This is a genomic window from Bacillus sp. MHSD_36 (assembly GCF_030757775.1).
Taxonomy (GTDB): domain Bacteria; phylum Bacillota; class Bacilli; order Bacillales; family Bacillaceae_G; genus Bacillus_A.
This window is the reverse complement of record NZ_JAVBIS010000004.1, coordinates 505,926-520,145: the sequence shown is the minus strand read 5'-3', so window position 1 is coordinate 520,145 and position 14,220 is coordinate 505,926. Positions and strand designations below refer to the sequence as shown.

General features: G+C 35.1%; 17 protein-coding genes and 1 pseudogene. 10 read left to right on the top strand and 8 right to left on the bottom strand.

What is annotated here, in order from left to right; all coding sequences use genetic code 11:
* The first annotated feature begins 6 nt into the window (after positions 1-6).
* Positions 7-666 carry an ABC transporter ATP-binding protein gene (locus Q9B79_RS19785; protein WP_306186855.1) on the top strand — a complete coding sequence of 220 codons (660 nt, stop codon included), beginning with the start codon at positions 7-9 and terminating at the stop codon, positions 664-666.
* Positions 650-1,447, top strand: a complete 798-nt coding sequence (locus Q9B79_RS19780) for an ABC transporter permease (RefSeq protein ID WP_306186854.1) — start codon at positions 650-652, stop codon at positions 1,445-1,447. The genes Q9B79_RS19785 and Q9B79_RS19780 overlap by 17 nt, the downstream gene beginning before the upstream one ends.
* Before the next feature lie 113 nt (positions 1,448-1,560).
* Here Q9B79_RS19780 and phnA read toward each other — a convergent pair whose 3' ends face one another.
* The 6 genes and pseudogenes from phnA to Q9B79_RS19750 form a co-directional block, all read right to left on the bottom strand.
* Complete coding sequence (gene phnA / locus Q9B79_RS19775) at positions 1,561-1,902, bottom strand: alkylphosphonate utilization operon protein PhnA (RefSeq protein ID WP_000212737.1); 342 nt, start codon at positions 1,900-1,902, stop codon at positions 1,561-1,563.
* Between the two features lie 159 nt (positions 1,903-2,061).
* Positions 2,062-2,343 (bottom strand): annotated as a pseudogene (locus Q9B79_RS19770) (hypothetical protein).
* A 70-nt stretch (positions 2,344-2,413) separates the two neighbouring features.
* On the bottom strand, positions 2,414-3,196 hold the full coding sequence (locus tag Q9B79_RS19765) for a DUF2628 domain-containing protein (protein WP_306186853.1): 783 nt from the start codon (positions 3,194-3,196) through the stop codon (positions 2,414-2,416).
* A gap of 298 nt (positions 3,197-3,494) precedes the next feature.
* Positions 3,495-4,172, bottom strand: coding sequence for a CPBP family intramembrane glutamic endopeptidase (locus Q9B79_RS19760; protein ID WP_306186852.1), 678 nt, complete (start codon positions 4,170-4,172; stop codon positions 3,495-3,497).
* Positions 4,173-4,266: 94 nt separating this feature from the next.
* Positions 4,267-5,145, bottom strand: a complete 879-nt coding sequence (locus Q9B79_RS19755) for a nucleotidyltransferase domain-containing protein (protein WP_306186851.1) — start codon at positions 5,143-5,145, stop codon at positions 4,267-4,269.
* The gene (locus Q9B79_RS19750) at positions 5,114-5,422 is read right to left on the bottom strand and encodes a YuzD family protein (RefSeq protein WP_000248590.1); all 309 of its coding nucleotides are present in this window, start codon (positions 5,420-5,422) and stop codon (positions 5,114-5,116) included. The genes Q9B79_RS19755 and Q9B79_RS19750 overlap by 32 nt, the downstream gene beginning before the upstream one ends.
* 206 nt (positions 5,423-5,628) lie before the next feature.
* Between Q9B79_RS19750 and Q9B79_RS19745 the strand changes: the two genes are divergently transcribed.
* Together Q9B79_RS19745 and Q9B79_RS19740 are read left to right on the top strand one after the other, a co-directional pair.
* Positions 5,629-5,865: a NifU family protein gene (locus tag Q9B79_RS19745; protein ID WP_000431159.1), complete on the top strand. Its 237-nt coding sequence runs from the start codon at positions 5,629-5,631 to the stop codon at positions 5,863-5,865.
* Positions 5,866-6,058: 193 nt separating this feature from the next.
* Positions 6,059-6,274, top strand: coding sequence for a carbonic anhydrase (locus Q9B79_RS19740; RefSeq protein ID WP_306186847.1), 216 nt, complete (start codon positions 6,059-6,061; stop codon positions 6,272-6,274).
* A 57-nt stretch (positions 6,275-6,331) separates the two neighbouring features.
* Here Q9B79_RS19740 and yutH read toward each other — a convergent pair whose 3' ends face one another.
* On the bottom strand, positions 6,332-7,333 hold the full coding sequence (yutH, locus tag Q9B79_RS19735; protein ID WP_306186845.1) for a spore coat putative kinase YutH: 1,002 nt from the start codon (positions 7,331-7,333) through the stop codon (positions 6,332-6,334).
* A 120-nt stretch (positions 7,334-7,453) separates the two neighbouring features.
* On the opposite strand from yutH, the gene Q9B79_RS19730 reads away from it, so the two are divergent.
* Entirely contained in the window at positions 7,454-7,945 is a 492-nt protein-coding gene (locus tag Q9B79_RS19730) for a phosphatidylglycerophosphatase A family protein (protein ID WP_000665103.1), read from the top strand.
* 144 nt (positions 7,946-8,089) lie between these two features.
* Here the strand turns inward: Q9B79_RS19730 and Q9B79_RS19725 are convergent, their stop codons facing one another.
* On the bottom strand, positions 8,090-8,569 hold the full coding sequence (locus Q9B79_RS19725; RefSeq protein ID WP_306186843.1) for a GNAT family N-acetyltransferase: 480 nt from the start codon (positions 8,567-8,569) through the stop codon (positions 8,090-8,092).
* Between the two features lie 162 nt (positions 8,570-8,731).
* Between Q9B79_RS19725 and Q9B79_RS19720 the strand changes: the two genes are divergently transcribed.
* From Q9B79_RS19720 to Q9B79_RS19700, 5 genes are all read left to right on the top strand, one after another.
* On the top strand, positions 8,732-9,835 hold the full coding sequence (locus tag Q9B79_RS19720) for an HpcH/HpaI aldolase/citrate lyase family protein (RefSeq protein ID WP_306186842.1): 1,104 nt from the start codon (positions 8,732-8,734) through the stop codon (positions 9,833-9,835).
* Complete coding sequence (locus tag Q9B79_RS19715; protein WP_306186841.1) at positions 9,780-11,126, top strand: phosphoribosyltransferase family protein; 1,347 nt, start codon at positions 9,780-9,782, stop codon at positions 11,124-11,126. The genes Q9B79_RS19720 and Q9B79_RS19715 overlap by 56 nt, the downstream gene beginning before the upstream one ends.
* A 5-nt stretch (positions 11,127-11,131) precedes the next feature.
* Positions 11,132-12,244, top strand: a complete 1,113-nt coding sequence (locus Q9B79_RS19710; RefSeq protein ID WP_306186839.1) for a cysteine protease StiP family protein — start codon at positions 11,132-11,134, stop codon at positions 12,242-12,244.
* Positions 12,241-13,056 carry an HAD family hydrolase gene (locus Q9B79_RS19705; RefSeq protein WP_306186837.1) on the top strand — a complete coding sequence of 272 codons (816 nt, stop codon included), beginning with the start codon at positions 12,241-12,243 and terminating at the stop codon, positions 13,054-13,056. The genes Q9B79_RS19710 and Q9B79_RS19705 overlap by 4 nt, the downstream gene beginning before the upstream one ends.
* A gap of 545 nt (positions 13,057-13,601) precedes the next feature.
* Positions 13,602-14,183 (top strand): NAD(P)H-dependent oxidoreductase, encoded by a 582-nt coding sequence (locus Q9B79_RS19700; RefSeq protein ID WP_088080787.1) that lies wholly within the window; start codon positions 13,602-13,604, stop codon positions 14,181-14,183.
* The last annotated feature ends 37 nt before the right edge of the window (positions 14,184-14,220 follow it).

The following is a 14,220-nucleotide window of genomic DNA, read 5'->3' as shown; positions in this document are numbered from 1 at the left end:
CCATTTATGTTTATATTAAAAAACGTTACATATAAAGATATACTACACATTCCTTATTTACAGATTCAAAAAGAAAAAATCACATGTATTATCGGTGAGAGTGGGAGCGGAAAAAGTACATTGCTCCGCATGCTAAACGATTTGCAATCTCCAACATCCGGTACAATTGAATATAACGGAAAACTAATTTCTGACTATCCCCCTATTCAATTACGACGTGACGTAGTCATGCTTGGGCAAACACCACCTATTTTTGATGGAACAATTAAAGACAATCTATTAATGGGACTTCGCCTTTCCGAAAAACCATTGCCAAATGATGATGCCCTGCGAAGTGCATTAACGACTGTTGGCTTAGAAAAAAATTTAGAGGACAACGCTGATTCATTATCAGGCGGGGAAAAACAACGACTTGCTTTTGCACGTATCGTACTTATGGATCCACCTGTTTATTTATTAGATGAACCAACATCAGCGCTAGATAGCGATACAGAACTCCGTGTTATGAAACAATTTACTACACTAGCAAGAGAAAAGAACAAAACAGTTATCTTCATCACACACTCGCAACAACTTCCAGAAGAAATCGCAGACGATATTATTGAGATTAGTAAAGCAAACGGTGCAATTAGAAAGGAAGTGCTCTCAGTTGAAGGGCGTTATTGAACTCCAAATTTGGCAACTTGCCGCTGCATATATTTTTATTCTTATATTAATTGGACTCGTAAAATTAAAAGGAATACCACGCGAAAAACAAATTGCACTCGCAACATTCCGTATGACGATTCAGCTCGTACTCGTTGCCTATGTCCTTACATACGTATTTGAAAATAGTAATCCATTTTATACTATTGCTCTTATTACTTCTATTACTACCTTTGCAATTTTTAATATTTATAAACGAGTTAACATCCCAATGTCTAAAGACTTAAAACGAGTAGCGGCGCTTTCCATGGTTGCTGGATCAATTGGACCACTTCTACTATTCATCTTTGTTATTATCGGTCATGACCCGTGGTATGCGCCGCAATATATCGTTCCTATTACCGGAATGTTAGTTGGGAATGCGATGACAGGTGTTTCCCTTGGTGCAAATACGTTCTTAAACAATATGAAATCACAAAGAGGTCAAATTGAAGGAGCACTTATGCTCGGCGCAACACCGAAAGAAGCCGCTGCTCCGCTCATACGAGAAGCTTTTGACTCTGCCATTTTACCTACAATCAATTCTATGGTCGGAATGGGGATTATAAGCCTACCGGGCATGATGACCGGTCAAATCTTATCTGGTGTATCACCGTTCACAGCTATTCAATATCAAATCGCAATTATACTCGGGATTTCAGGAAGTACCGCTTTTGCTGTCATTATCTTTTTACAGCTTGGATATAAGACCTTCTTTAATAAGCGGTGTCAGTTGAAAGAGGTTGATCATGGTGCGCGGTAAATGGTGCACTGTTCATGATAAATGAAATTATATCGATGATTCGACAAGGAAAATCGACTTACCAACAAAAAATGACAATAAAAAAGAGGAGGCTCTTCGCCTCCTCTTTTTACTTACGCCTTCTTAACGAATTGTGATTTTAACTTCATCGCTCCGAAACCGTCGATTTTGCAATCAATATCGTGATCGCCATCAACTAGACGGATACTCTTTACTTTCGTACCGATCTTCACAACTGAAGAAGTTCCTTTTACTTTTAAATCCTTAATAACAGTAACAGCGTCGCCGTCTTGAAGAACGTTTCCGTTCGCATCTTTTACAACTTTTGCACCATCATTATTTTCAGCTTCTGCTTCTTGGCCCCACTCATGAGCACACTCAGGACATACGAAAAGAACGCCATCCTCATACGTATATTCTGAATTACATTTTGGACAATTTGGTAAAGTAGCCATAAATTCATTTCCTCCGTTCATTATTTATACGTAAAAATCAAAATTGATGTTTACATCTCGATAAATAAAATTTGTACAGCATTTCTTTATACTGCCACAGTCTCACGTTATTGACAAGCCTACCTCAAATTCTCATTTTTTATTGTATTTTACAAAATTTCAATTTGTATGCCGTTTTTCTATTTGCTCTTCTACTAATTTTAAAAATCTTCGTTGTGCATTTTTATTTTTTACGAGCAATCGAACTCTTAGCTTACTTTGTAAATATGAGCGAACTTTATAGTTCGTAATAAATAACTTTCGATACTTCTCCTCTTCATATATCATTCGAAACCATTCATACTGCTACAAGTAACGTATGTTAGCATCAATCTTTTTCGTGTGTAAACCCGTACTTAAACTAATAGATCCTATTAGAGCTTCTATTAATGCTGAAATCATTTCTCTTCCCCTAATAAACAAAAGAAGAACCTTCACAAGATTCTTCTTTTCAAAATAAACGAGTTTCTCTCTAGAAAAACCACATATTTTCTTCAACGTACATTTGATATTCTTCTACTTCTTCTTCACTTAACTTTTTATTATTTACATACACTTCTTGCCATTCAAAATAATCATCATTTAAGTATACAGCGAATTTAATTTTTACATCTTTTTTTTCTTCATAATCATAACCAGTAAATTCTACTACGTCATAATCCTTTTCTTTCTTTACATACTTCCAATTTGGCTTATCTGTAATAGACTCTAAAGCCTCTCCTTCAAGACTTAGGCGAACAACGTTTTTAATATTAGGTTCAGTAGGTACATAAGATAAACCAAAGCTAGCACCTGCAAACAATACAAATACTATCGCTTGCAAACCAATCATAAGTCCGATATGAGCGCCGCCTTTTGATTGTAAATAATACTCTTTCTTATACTCAGGTACATCTTCTACTTTATGTAAAATACGGATAACATGCTTATAATACAATCGATTTCCTTGCCATCCAGTAAACAGCATCGTTCCAGCATATATGATAAAATCTATCCACATTGGTATATCAATAAAAGTAGCTATAATGAAAGTAGGTACCGCCAATAACGTAAGTATAATAAACAACTTATACATTTTACGATAAGCTAACCAAAAAGTTGGGAAGAAAAAGGCTACCCAATTCCACGTATTTCCTTGCGCTGGATTTTCTACTTTCCCCCACTTAAAGTCATAATACGCCGTATTCTTTTGAACGACTGTATGTAACTGTTGCGGAGAAATTGTTTCTTGTAAAACAGTGTCCTTCACGTACATCATCCTTTTCTCATTTCTATATATCTGTATTTTATAGAAATAAAAAGAAGGAATCTAACAAAAAGTACATATATTTCATAAAAATGAACGAAAATCGAATATAATCCGACAATTATCCATTTATTATTTCATTTTACTTTTAAATATATTAGAATACTTATGAATGATACGTTTAATACACTAAGTTAACCATTTTGTATATTTGATAATAAAAATGTTTCACATGAAACTATCCATATTTCGTATTATCTTTCCTCTACAAAATACGAAAGACGCCCTTTTCAAAAAGGGCGTCTTTTTACAGTTGAAAATTTACTAATATAAAAAATACATTGTTTAATACATGAATTCCAATTGGAACGAGTAAATTCTTCGTTTTCTTATATGTGTAGGCTAAACATATCCCTATACCCAAAATATATAAAACACTCCCTACTGTAAGGGGATGACCTAAAGTAAATATAAAAGCACTTATAACGGCACTACTAAGTGTAGAGAAACGCTGAGATAATTTCATAAAAAGCATACCTCGGAATACAAGCTCTTCCCAAATCGGTGCGAAAATCGTGAGTACAACTACATATACAATGATTTCACTTTTAGTAGGTTCTATTACTAGATTAGATTCATCCACACGAAGCCCATGTGGTAAAACTAAATTTAATACCGCAAGATATATAAGCAGTACGATCATCGTCATTACTATCGTTACATAATGTTTGAAATTATTGAACTGTATTGATTTTAATAACTGTAAACAGTAATTTCTTGCTGGTGAGTATATTAAAATAATAGTGAGAAACGTTCCAGGTGGAATAAGATGATCTACATACCATGGATATAAGGAAGAGTCATATATAAGGTTCAAAAAACCCATTCCATACATTACCCCAAAAATAATTATTATCATGCTAATTACTTCGCGCATACTCATTACTACATTCTTTTCTTCATAAGTAGCTAATTCTGTATTCACCCTATCCCCTCCAGTATAATTAAACCTTTTAAACCATTATATACCATTTTTAACACAAAAACAGACGATACAATCTACTGTATCGTCTGTTTCCCTACCATTTCTCTCTACACGTTTCAATTAAATGCAGTAAGTACTTCCTCGTCATATCTGCCCTTCTCCACCTTGAAAGCATTCGCTTTTCTTTTGGATTCTGCCGTATTCTTGCTACTTCTTTTAATAAACTCTCCCATTCTTCCCCTGAACGTTCTGACAAGTATTGCAATCCTCTATCTTTTGAAACGATTGTTTTATGATCTAGAGTATATAAAATGCGGCCCATCGTAACGACAGCTGATTCTACCCACTCTTCTATAAAAAATAAATATGGCCGCTTCGCCTTACCCCTCCAGTACTGTTCTACGTTGTATTTCATCGTATTGACTACATCATCCCACCCTATTTGAAACGAAAGGTCTTCCGCTTCTTTCCCGATTACTGTAATACCTTGATTTTTCAATGTCCACCATGTGACCGCATTAATATCCCAATGGCCTACATTCGCCTTACCATCTGCACAATACACGTACTCATTCATTTCATCATTGTATTTCCCTAAATCAGCAAGCGGAATATACATACCATCCATTCTTTTACCTAACGTACTATTACTAAGTTTCTTATGAAGTTCTACAAGTTGCTGTTTTTCAGCTTCATTCACGGAATCATTTATTACCGCAACAAAATCAACATCGCTCGTTTCTGCATGAAATGCACCGAGTGCGATGGACCCGTAAATATATACGCCGACTATTTTTTCATCTAAAAAAATTTCTTTTAATTCTATTGTGTACTGCTTCATTAACTGTTGTACTTCCGTTGGTAACGCATGCTTCACTCCATTTTTCACAACTATCCCTCCAATAAAAAAAGCCTTTGCGCATTCGCAAGGGCTTCCTACTTTATAAATATTTCTCGATTTCTTCGTAAACATCCTTCAAACGAGGATTTCCTTCTCCAACAATTTCTCCATTTACAAGAACGACCGGATAAAATAAATCTTCCTCCACTACTCGCTCTGCGAATGCTTTTTTATCTTCATCTTCTTGTTCTTCTTGAAAATCGATATACTCGAAATTAAATTTATTTTCTTGTCCTTCATATTTACGACCAATCGCCGCTTGTAACCACTCAAACGTTTCTGTTGAAGATGGCATTCCAACGCAGCTCGCACAAATTACTTTCGTCCCATACACTTGCACATTAACCATTTCTTCTCCCCCACTTCTTGTTTCAACAGTATATTCAGATGTCTTAGTGCATAAGCACATCATTTTACAAACTTATTCCATACCCCTATACTGAAAAAACACGTTGTAAACATGATAAAAAATTTCGACATTAAAACAAGAACAGAAAAAATAGATTTTCCCCTCTATCTTGATTATAATAAAACTGATGAAAGGAGTCGATAAAAATGGAAAACCCACATATGCAAGAACAAGTACTAGAAGTATTAGATAAATTACGTCCATTCTTACTTCGCGATGGCGGAGACGTTGAATTAGTAGACATTGAAGAAGGTATCGTAAAATTACGCCTTATGGGTGCATGCGGAAGCTGCCCAAGTTCTACAATCACACTAAAAGCTGGTATCGAACGCGCATTACTTGAAGAAGTACCAGGCGTTATTGAAGTAGAACAAGTATTTTAATTAAAAGCGGAAGCGGCTCGTTCAGAATCGTTTCCTAGAAAGAGACCCATCTGGGTCTCTTTTTTTATTCAAATAACACTCCCACTTTAACATCATAAAACAAAATTGGAAATCCTTCTCAAAAAATGAGATAATTGATACTATATAGTGAATCGTTCACACATATAAAGTAAAAAACATAGGGGGACGACACATGCCAAAAATGGGGAACACTTTTTTAACAATTCAAGAACTAGAGAAGAAAAAAGAGTATTTATTAGATCTTTCATCCGTTATACCAACGTGGAATGCGAGCTACCAATTTTTATTTAAAGAGATCCAACAAGAATTATTGAGTAAAGTAAATGAAAAAATCGAACAACATCAATTCATTTTAAATATATGTGCAGATCAACCAGTAGGGGCATAATGTATTACATACAATTGTAGTATAAAAAAGAGACCTCACCCGGTCTCTTTTTTCATTTTAAGACAGCCAATCTAATTTTCTAATCCCGAGCTTATCAACTGGTAAACGAAGTGATCCATAAAAGTGCTTCATAAATTGCTCAGAGCGGTTCACATCGTGTAAAATGGCTTCTAAGCGATCTCTATATATGCTTTTTTGTTCTTCGTTTCCCGTTTGGTAATATCGTTCTACTGTTTCAAAATAGTGAAGTGGGAACAGGAGCCTTGCAAATAATAAGCGCCAACCAAATGAGGATAGCGAATAATTTCGTTCGTAATCTGTAACAAATTGAACGATTGTTTGCTCCCAATCTTTCCTTTTTTCTATCATCATATAGCGGATTAATTCTGCCATATCTCGAGTTGGGTGATCATATACCCAATCAAAAGGAAGTTTGAGACGCTTCGTTTGATGCCATAATAAAGGTGTGAATCGTTCTTGGCAAATGGTTGCTGCATCAGTTAGTTGCGGCGTATCATCCATCTCTGTATCGACAACATATTGAATTGCATTTTCTGCAACTCCTAAGTAATACGGGAAGGATTCAATAAACAATTGATCGAATACGTCTGTAGGGTGGTTCATCACTTGTGATTGCCAAAACTTTTCTAATTGGTCGAGTCTTCTTTCCCATAACGCTTTCCATTCACCGATGCGGCTTAATTGTTCAATTTCTTCTGGAAAGAATGCACCTCGTTTATGGAATATAGAAAGCTCACTTCCTAATGATGTAGCATGTCGTTCTAACGCACGCATACCTTTTAATAAGCAGTAATTTTGTTCTTCTATCTCACTTACATAGTAGCCGTGTATAGTCGGAACGAAAGTCGCTACAGTTATATCCCCTTGCTGGTTCATATAGTCACTGAGCTTTTTCATCTCTACAAGTACTTCTTCCTCCATTTCTCCAATTGGAACAAGTACATAAATTTTGTTGCGAATCCAAAAGCTTTTATAGGGGCCAAGGGGGATTAATTCTTTAACATGCATATGATAATGCTCATAAATATGATGAATCATCGCAGTCGCCACCTATGGTTTTTCTTTATATATATGAGCTTGTGCTCGCCTTTCATTCCTATGCACGTGATAAAGCAACGAAACGTATACAAATACTAAAAAGAAAAAAAGGTGATAAACATGAAAGAATCGAATCAACTACAAGAAAGAGCATTACAACTATTACAAGAGCGCGGTGTAACAATTGACGATATTGCTGAACTTGTTCATTTTCTTCAAAAAAAATATCATCCAAATTTAGAGATGTCAGAATGCCGTTATAACGTTGAGCGTGTATTATCAAAACGTGAAGTACAAAACGCACTGATTACTGGTATCGAACTCGATGTCCTTGCTGAAAAAGGAATGTTAAGTGAACCGTTACAAGATATCGTAAAACGTGATGAAGGCTTATACGGAATTGATGAAGTAATCGCACTTTCTATCGTTAATGTGTACGGCTCTATCGGTTTCACGAACTTTGGATATATCGATAAATTAAAACCTGGTATTTTAGAATACTTAAATGATAAATCAACTGGAAAGGTGCATACATTCCTTGATGATATCGTTGGAGGAATTGCTGCCGCTGCTTCAAGCCGCTTAGCGCACAGAGCTGAGCATTCGGAATAATAAAGTGAAAACTTTAATCAGCCCTCACCAATCGGACTTTAATGGGCAGCCCGCCCCCCACCTAACTTCTTTGCTTTCGCTGAATCTTGAGGTGGAGGTCTTACTGCCCATTAAAGCGGGATAAAACATGAAAGACCGTCAGTTTCATACTGACGGTCTTTCGTATTCCATAAGCATAAATTCTCTTCCACGGCTCAAAAAAATAGGACCTTGCTGAAAACCTATGTTTTTATAAAGCGTAATCGCTCTTGTATTAAATGTCGCTACACTAAGTCGCAACATTTTCGGCTTGTATTCTTTTGCAGCAAAGGCTATCCCAGCTTGAAAAAACATTTTCCCCAGCCCTTTCCCTGTTAACGCTGGCTTCATGCCAAGTCCGATATCAATTACATCTTCTCCACCATATAAATGAGCATCTCTTCCCCCTGGCACTTGTGCATTTTCTCCAAAACAAAAATAGCCGATAAACTCCCCATTATCGTCACAGCAGCCATAATACGTCCCATCTAATAATTCTTCTATTACTTCTTCCTCACCTGAAAAACTATACAAATTATAAGGTTCTTCGTACGTCCACGTATTTATCTCATTTGCTTCTGCTATCGTTAACTTATGTATATCCATCCTTCTCTTCCCCCTATTATATTTCTACTAACACTATTCGATATTCATCTTATAATTCATCTTTCTCAATATGTTTTTTAAATTTATCGCCTCATTTTTATGGAAGATTTTTCTTATTATGTTACGATTAAACAGAATTATTTGAAATAAGGTGGTGACAATTTGAATTACTTTTCTTATCTCTCCTTAGAAGAACGTCAAAATTTTTTCTATAAAGAACCTCTTAGTTTTTCAAAAAGTATAGAGAAAGAGCAATTAGCGTACGCATTAGGGGCTACACTATATACTCCTGGCACGAAAGAAACGATCGCGGAAGAAATAATTAGAAAAAAACATGTGGAAGCTATTTCGATGATTCTTTGTCTAGAAGACTCTATCAGTGATGAGGAAGTAAAACTTGCAGAGCAAAACATCGTCGTTCAAATACAGCAAATCGCCAACTTAGTCAGTGCCAACATACTAAGTCAATCAGACATTCCACTTCTTTTTATTAGAGTTCGACAGCCAAGTCAAATGAAGACAATTGTTACCGAATTAGGTAGTGCTGTTCATTGCTTATGTGGTTTCGTCTTTCCAAAATTCACACCCGTTAATGGAAAGACTTATATCGATCAGCTTGCATATATAAACGAGCTATATTCATTATCCCTTTATGGAATGCCGATTTTAGAATCACCAGAAATTATGTATAAAGAAACACGCTTAGCGTCCTTATTACAAATAAAAGATTTACTAGATTCCTATCATGATTACATCTTAAATGTACGTATTGGTGCCACTGATTTTTCAAGTATATTTGGTATTCGGCGTAATAAATACACACCAATCTATCATATTACTGTTGTTCGTGATTGTATTTCAGACATTATTAATATTTTCTCCAGAGCTACAAATGAATATGTTATTTCAGGATGTGTATGGGAATATTTTTCTAATGATTACGAAGAAGGGCTCATTCAAGAGGTATCGCTTGACCATGCAAATGGATTAATCGGAAAAACAGTTATTCATCCATCTCATATTAAAGTTGTACAAGCAATGCACATTGTCACAATGGAAGATTATTTAGACGCAAGGTCAATTTTACAAAATGCAGATACGTATAACGGAGTGCTAAAAAGCAGTTTTGCTAACAAAATGAATGAAGTAAAGCCTCATTATAACTGGGCTCGCAAAACCATTTTAAAATCTAATATTTACGGGGTGCTACATGAAAACAAACAATTTACCGATCTCCTTATTACAAACGCAAAACAACACGTATAACATTTTAAATACTATAAAAGTTCATGTAGAAGTACGTGATAATCCATATAATTTAGCGTTAGATAATCTTTTTCAAATGGCGGCGAGGATAAATAAGAAGCGGAGTTTTTTATTTGTGAGTACAATTCTTGGAAAGCATCTTCCTATTAAACCTGCAATCTCTCTAGCAAGTGGGTTTGCCCTTGCTGCAAGATATATGGAAATACTACATCATGCTTTTCATCCGTTTCAAAAAGAAATTTTAAATCTTATTTCATTAGAAGTTGATGAAATTCCAGAAGAAGTATTTCATTATCAATATCCCTTGCAAGAAGAAGTTTTATTTATCGGATTCGCTGAAACAGCAACAGCACTTGGCCATTCTATGTTTCAATGCTTTCAAAATGCAAAGTATGTACATACAACTAGGGAATCGATACCCAATCTCGAATCTGTCATTACATTTGAGGAAGAACATTCCCATGCAACATCACACCGTTGTTATGTCGATAAGAGCTTTTTTCAAAACAACAATCCGATCGTTCTCGTAGATGATGAGATGACAACCGGAAAAACCGCACTAAATATTATCAGGTCCATTCAACAGCAATTTCCACGAGAAGAATATATCATTGCTTCTTTATTAGACTGGCGTTCTAATACTAATAGAAGACAATTTAAACAACTAGAAGAAGAACTTCAAATAAAAATTCATGTTATTTCTTTATTAGAAGGAATTATTCATACAACTGGCCAACCGTTGAATATTTCAAAACCAACTATACAAACTGAAGAAACAAAACCTTATTTCAAAAAACATACCATTACTTGTCCAACATTACCTTGTACATCAGATTACATAAAATATACTGGACGCTTTGGTATTTCATCATATGAACAAAAGCACATTCATTCTTTTACTCAAGAAGCAGGAAAAACGTTACAAAGAAAAAGAATTGGAAAACGAACACTCTGCCTCGGAACGGGTGAATTTATGTATATTCCAATGAAAATCGCTGCTGCAATGGGTGAAAATATTTTATATCAATCTACAACACGAAGTCCGATCCACCCTGTTTCAAATGATATGAACTACGCCATTCATAATCATTTCCCATATCCAAGTCCTGAAGATTCTACTATTACAAATTACTTTTATAATATTTCACCCCATGATTACGATGAAGTATTTGTTTTTATGGAACGTGATGTAGGAGAAGAAGCTCTATTTCCTCTTCTACATCAGTTACAAACGGTTATTCCCTGTATTCATATCGTCTCATTTTCAAATAGCATAGAAAAGGAAGGTTGATAATTATGATAAAAGTAAATTCCCATATTAGTAGTTACGATCCAAGTGATACTATTTTTCTATTAAAAGATATTAGTGATTTAATGAAAGAAAGTTCCACAGAAACGAGAGAACAGGCAATTCAAGCTGGTACACATTATTCTGAAATGTTACCAGTGGAATATAAACCATCTAAAGCATATATGGATTTATTCTTTTCCTCCCTGCAACAATACAAGCACAAACTAGCAACCGCAGTTGGAGTTGTCGCTGAACAAATCATACAGACTAAAGGAACGAATCTTGTCCTCGTCTCATTAGCTCGTGCTGGTACACCAATCGGTATTCTTATAAAACGCTATATACGCTATCAATATAACCTTGATGTACCTCACTATTGTATTTCCATTATTCGCGGACGCGGTATCGATGAAAATGCACTTCACTATATTTTAGAACATCACCCTAAAGAAACAATTCAATTCATTGATGGGTGGACTGGAAAGGGTGCAATAAAAAAGGAATTGGAACATGCAGTACATACATTTAACGAGAAAAATAATACACACCTTTCTCATTGTATGGCTGTACTTGCTGATCCGGGTTACTGTACTTCAATTTACGGTACACGCAAAGATTTTCTTATCCCTAGTGCTTGCTTAAATGCAACCGTCTCTGGACTAATTAGCCGCACTGTACTAAATGACACCTATATTGGCCCAAACGATTTTCATGGTGTTAAATATTATAAAGAGCTAGAACAAGAAGATTTATCAAATTTCTTCATCAATGAGGTAACAGATTTATTCCCTTCTGTTCATTCTCATATAGATAATCAATTACATCATATCGCTTCAACATACACCGATCCATCTTGGCAAGGATTAAAAGATATACAGTCTATCCAAACTCACTTTGAAATTGACGATATTAACTTAATTAAACCAGGAGTCGGTGAAACAACTCGCGTATTACTCCGGAGAATACCGTGGAAAATTTTAATACGCAAGCAAAACAATCCTGATTTAAAGCATATTTTACTTCTTGCTAAAGAAAAGAATGTCCCTATTGAAATATATGAGAATATGACGTATTCATGTTGCGGGCTCATTAAGCCTCTTAGGAGGGAAACGATATGATTTTCGCTAGTGATCTTGATCAGACACTTATTTATTCCCGAAAATCATTTCGTGCCCATATAGAAAATGAATCAATTCAGCTCATTGAAACTTTAGACGGAAAAGAAATTTCTTTCATATCACACAAAACCATTTCACTACTAAAAAAATTGCAACTGCACTCATATTTTATCCCAGTTACAACAAGAACGATTGAACAGTTTCAGCGTATTACTGTATTCCAAAATGAAATCATTCCCGAATATGCCATTACAAGTAACGGCGGTAATATCCTTCATGACGGCAAGCAAGATGTTACTTGGAACAAAGAAATAAAAAAAAGACTTTCAGTAGAATGTTTAGAGAGAAATGATATACTAAAGGAATTTGAACAAATTGCTCATAAAGATTGGGTTATATCACAAAAAACAGCTGATGATTTATTCCACTATTGCATCATTAAACGAGAGAACATTCCTTATGACGAATTAACATCCTTCATTTCTTGGTTAGACAAACAAGGCTGGGCTCATTCACTTCAAGGTAGAAAATTATATTTTGTACCGAAGCCTATTAACAAATGGGATGCTGTGCAATATATAAAAGAAGTGCTACAAATAGACACTATTATTACCGCTGGAGATTCTTTACTTGATTTATGCATGCTTGAAAAAGCTAACTATGCCTTCGCACCACTTCACGGTGAATTAGGGACAACATATAATCATTTACAACCCCAGATTGTAAAAACAGATGCAATTGGCATATATGCCGCAGAAGAAATCGTAAGTAAATCCCTTCAAATTATTCATAGTTCATTACCTACCTCATAATTAAAATATGCACAATTGCATACGCACACTTATAAATCAAATGGTACAATTTATCTGAATCGCTGTTGCTACACTTCTTGATCAAAGAAAAGGCGTTAAAACGGATATTAGCGCCTTATCAAACTCAAGCAATTGGCACATTTTGTCATCATGAAAGACACTCTAAAGAGTGTCTTTTTTTCTATACCTCACAAGGACTTACTCATTTCAAAGCATAAACACATAAAATAATGTAACTCTTTACATGCATGAACCCTTTTCTCAAAGTTTTGAAGTAGACTCAAAATAAAAAAGCACTCTTGGCTAGAGTGCTTTTTACTTTCAAATAAGGAGGTTACATAAGATGGATAGTACTCTCGTATTTAACTTCGGTATTGGTATTGTCATCATTTTATTTGTTTTCTTTGTTCTTTGTATGAGCGGGGTATAGAAAGACGATTTTAGCCGTCTTTTTATACATACATATGTATCATTTGACTTCCGCAAAAGAAGTAACCATAATAGTTACATAAATAAAAAACTATCCACAAATAGGAGGAAGAACAATGAAACATGTAATCGTTTATGCACACCCAAATACAGAAAGCTTCAACCATGCGATTTTAGAAACGGTAAAAAGTGAATTAGAAGAAAAAGGTCATGAAGTACGCGTTCGCGATCTATACGAATTAAACTTCAATCCAGTATTAGGCGCTTCCGATTTCATCTCATTTTCTCAAGGAAACACACCAGAAGATATTAAAGAAGAGCAAGAGCATATCTCTTGGGCTGATAGCATTACATTCATTTATCCAGTTTGGTGGGCGGGACTTCCTGCTATTTTAAAAGGATACGTTGACCGTGTATTTAGCCACGGCTTCGCTTATGCTTACGGTGAAAATGGTATTGAGAAGTTATTAAGCGGTAAAAAAGGCTTATTATTATCTACAATGGGAAATACGAAAGAAGCATACACAGCAGGCGGTATGTTTGATGCAATGAAGAAAACAGCAGATGTTGGTATCTTTGAATTTACAGGCATTGAAACAATTGAGCATACATTCTATACAAGTGTTCCTTCTGTGGATAATAGTGTGCGTAAGCAATATCTTGAAGAGGTTAAAGATGTTGTGAATCGTGCATTCTAATAAAAAACAGGTAACCTATCCTGGTTACCTGTTTTTC

Excerpts from the sequence above, each read along its gene's own strand:
- Q9B79_RS19785 (WP_306186855.1), top strand. The coding sequence starts at position 7 with ATGTTTATATTAAAAAACGTTACATATAAAGATATACTACACATTCCT.
- Q9B79_RS19755 (WP_306186851.1), bottom strand. The coding sequence starts at position 5,145 with ATGTTTACGAAGAAATCGAGAAATATTTATAAAGTAGGAAGCCCTTGC.
- Q9B79_RS19705 (WP_306186837.1), top strand. The coding sequence starts at position 12,241 with ATGATTTTCGCTAGTGATCTTGATCAGACACTTATTTATTCCCGAAAA.
- Q9B79_RS19715 (WP_306186841.1), top strand. The coding sequence starts at position 9,780 with ATGAAAACAAACAATTTACCGATCTCCTTATTACAAACGCAAAACAAC.
- Q9B79_RS19765 (WP_306186853.1), bottom strand. The coding sequence starts at position 3,196 with ATGTACGTGAAGGACACTGTTTTACAAGAAACAATTTCTCCGCAACAG.
- Q9B79_RS19710 (WP_306186839.1), top strand. The coding sequence starts at position 11,132 with ATGATAAAAGTAAATTCCCATATTAGTAGTTACGATCCAAGTGATACT.
- Q9B79_RS19745 (WP_000431159.1), top strand. The coding sequence starts at position 5,629 with ATGGAAAACCCACATATGCAAGAACAAGTACTAGAAGTATTAGATAAA.
- Q9B79_RS19730 (WP_000665103.1), top strand. The coding sequence starts at position 7,454 with ATGAAAGAATCGAATCAACTACAAGAAAGAGCATTACAACTATTACAA.
- Q9B79_RS19740 (WP_306186847.1), top strand. The coding sequence starts at position 6,059 with ATGCCAAAAATGGGGAACACTTTTTTAACAATTCAAGAACTAGAGAAG.
- Q9B79_RS19725 (WP_306186843.1), bottom strand. The coding sequence starts at position 8,569 with ATGGATATACATAAGTTAACGATAGCAGAAGCAAATGAGATAAATACG.
- yutH (WP_306186845.1), bottom strand. The coding sequence starts at position 7,333 with ATGATTCATCATATTTATGAGCATTATCATATGCATGTTAAAGAATTA.
- phnA (WP_000212737.1), bottom strand. The coding sequence starts at position 1,902 with ATGGCTACTTTACCAAATTGTCCAAAATGTAATTCAGAATATACGTAT.
- Q9B79_RS19750 (WP_000248590.1), bottom strand. The coding sequence starts at position 5,422 with ATGGTTAATGTGCAAGTGTATGGGACGAAAGTAATTTGTGCGAGCTGC.
- Q9B79_RS19700 (WP_088080787.1), top strand. The coding sequence starts at position 13,602 with ATGAAACATGTAATCGTTTATGCACACCCAAATACAGAAAGCTTCAAC.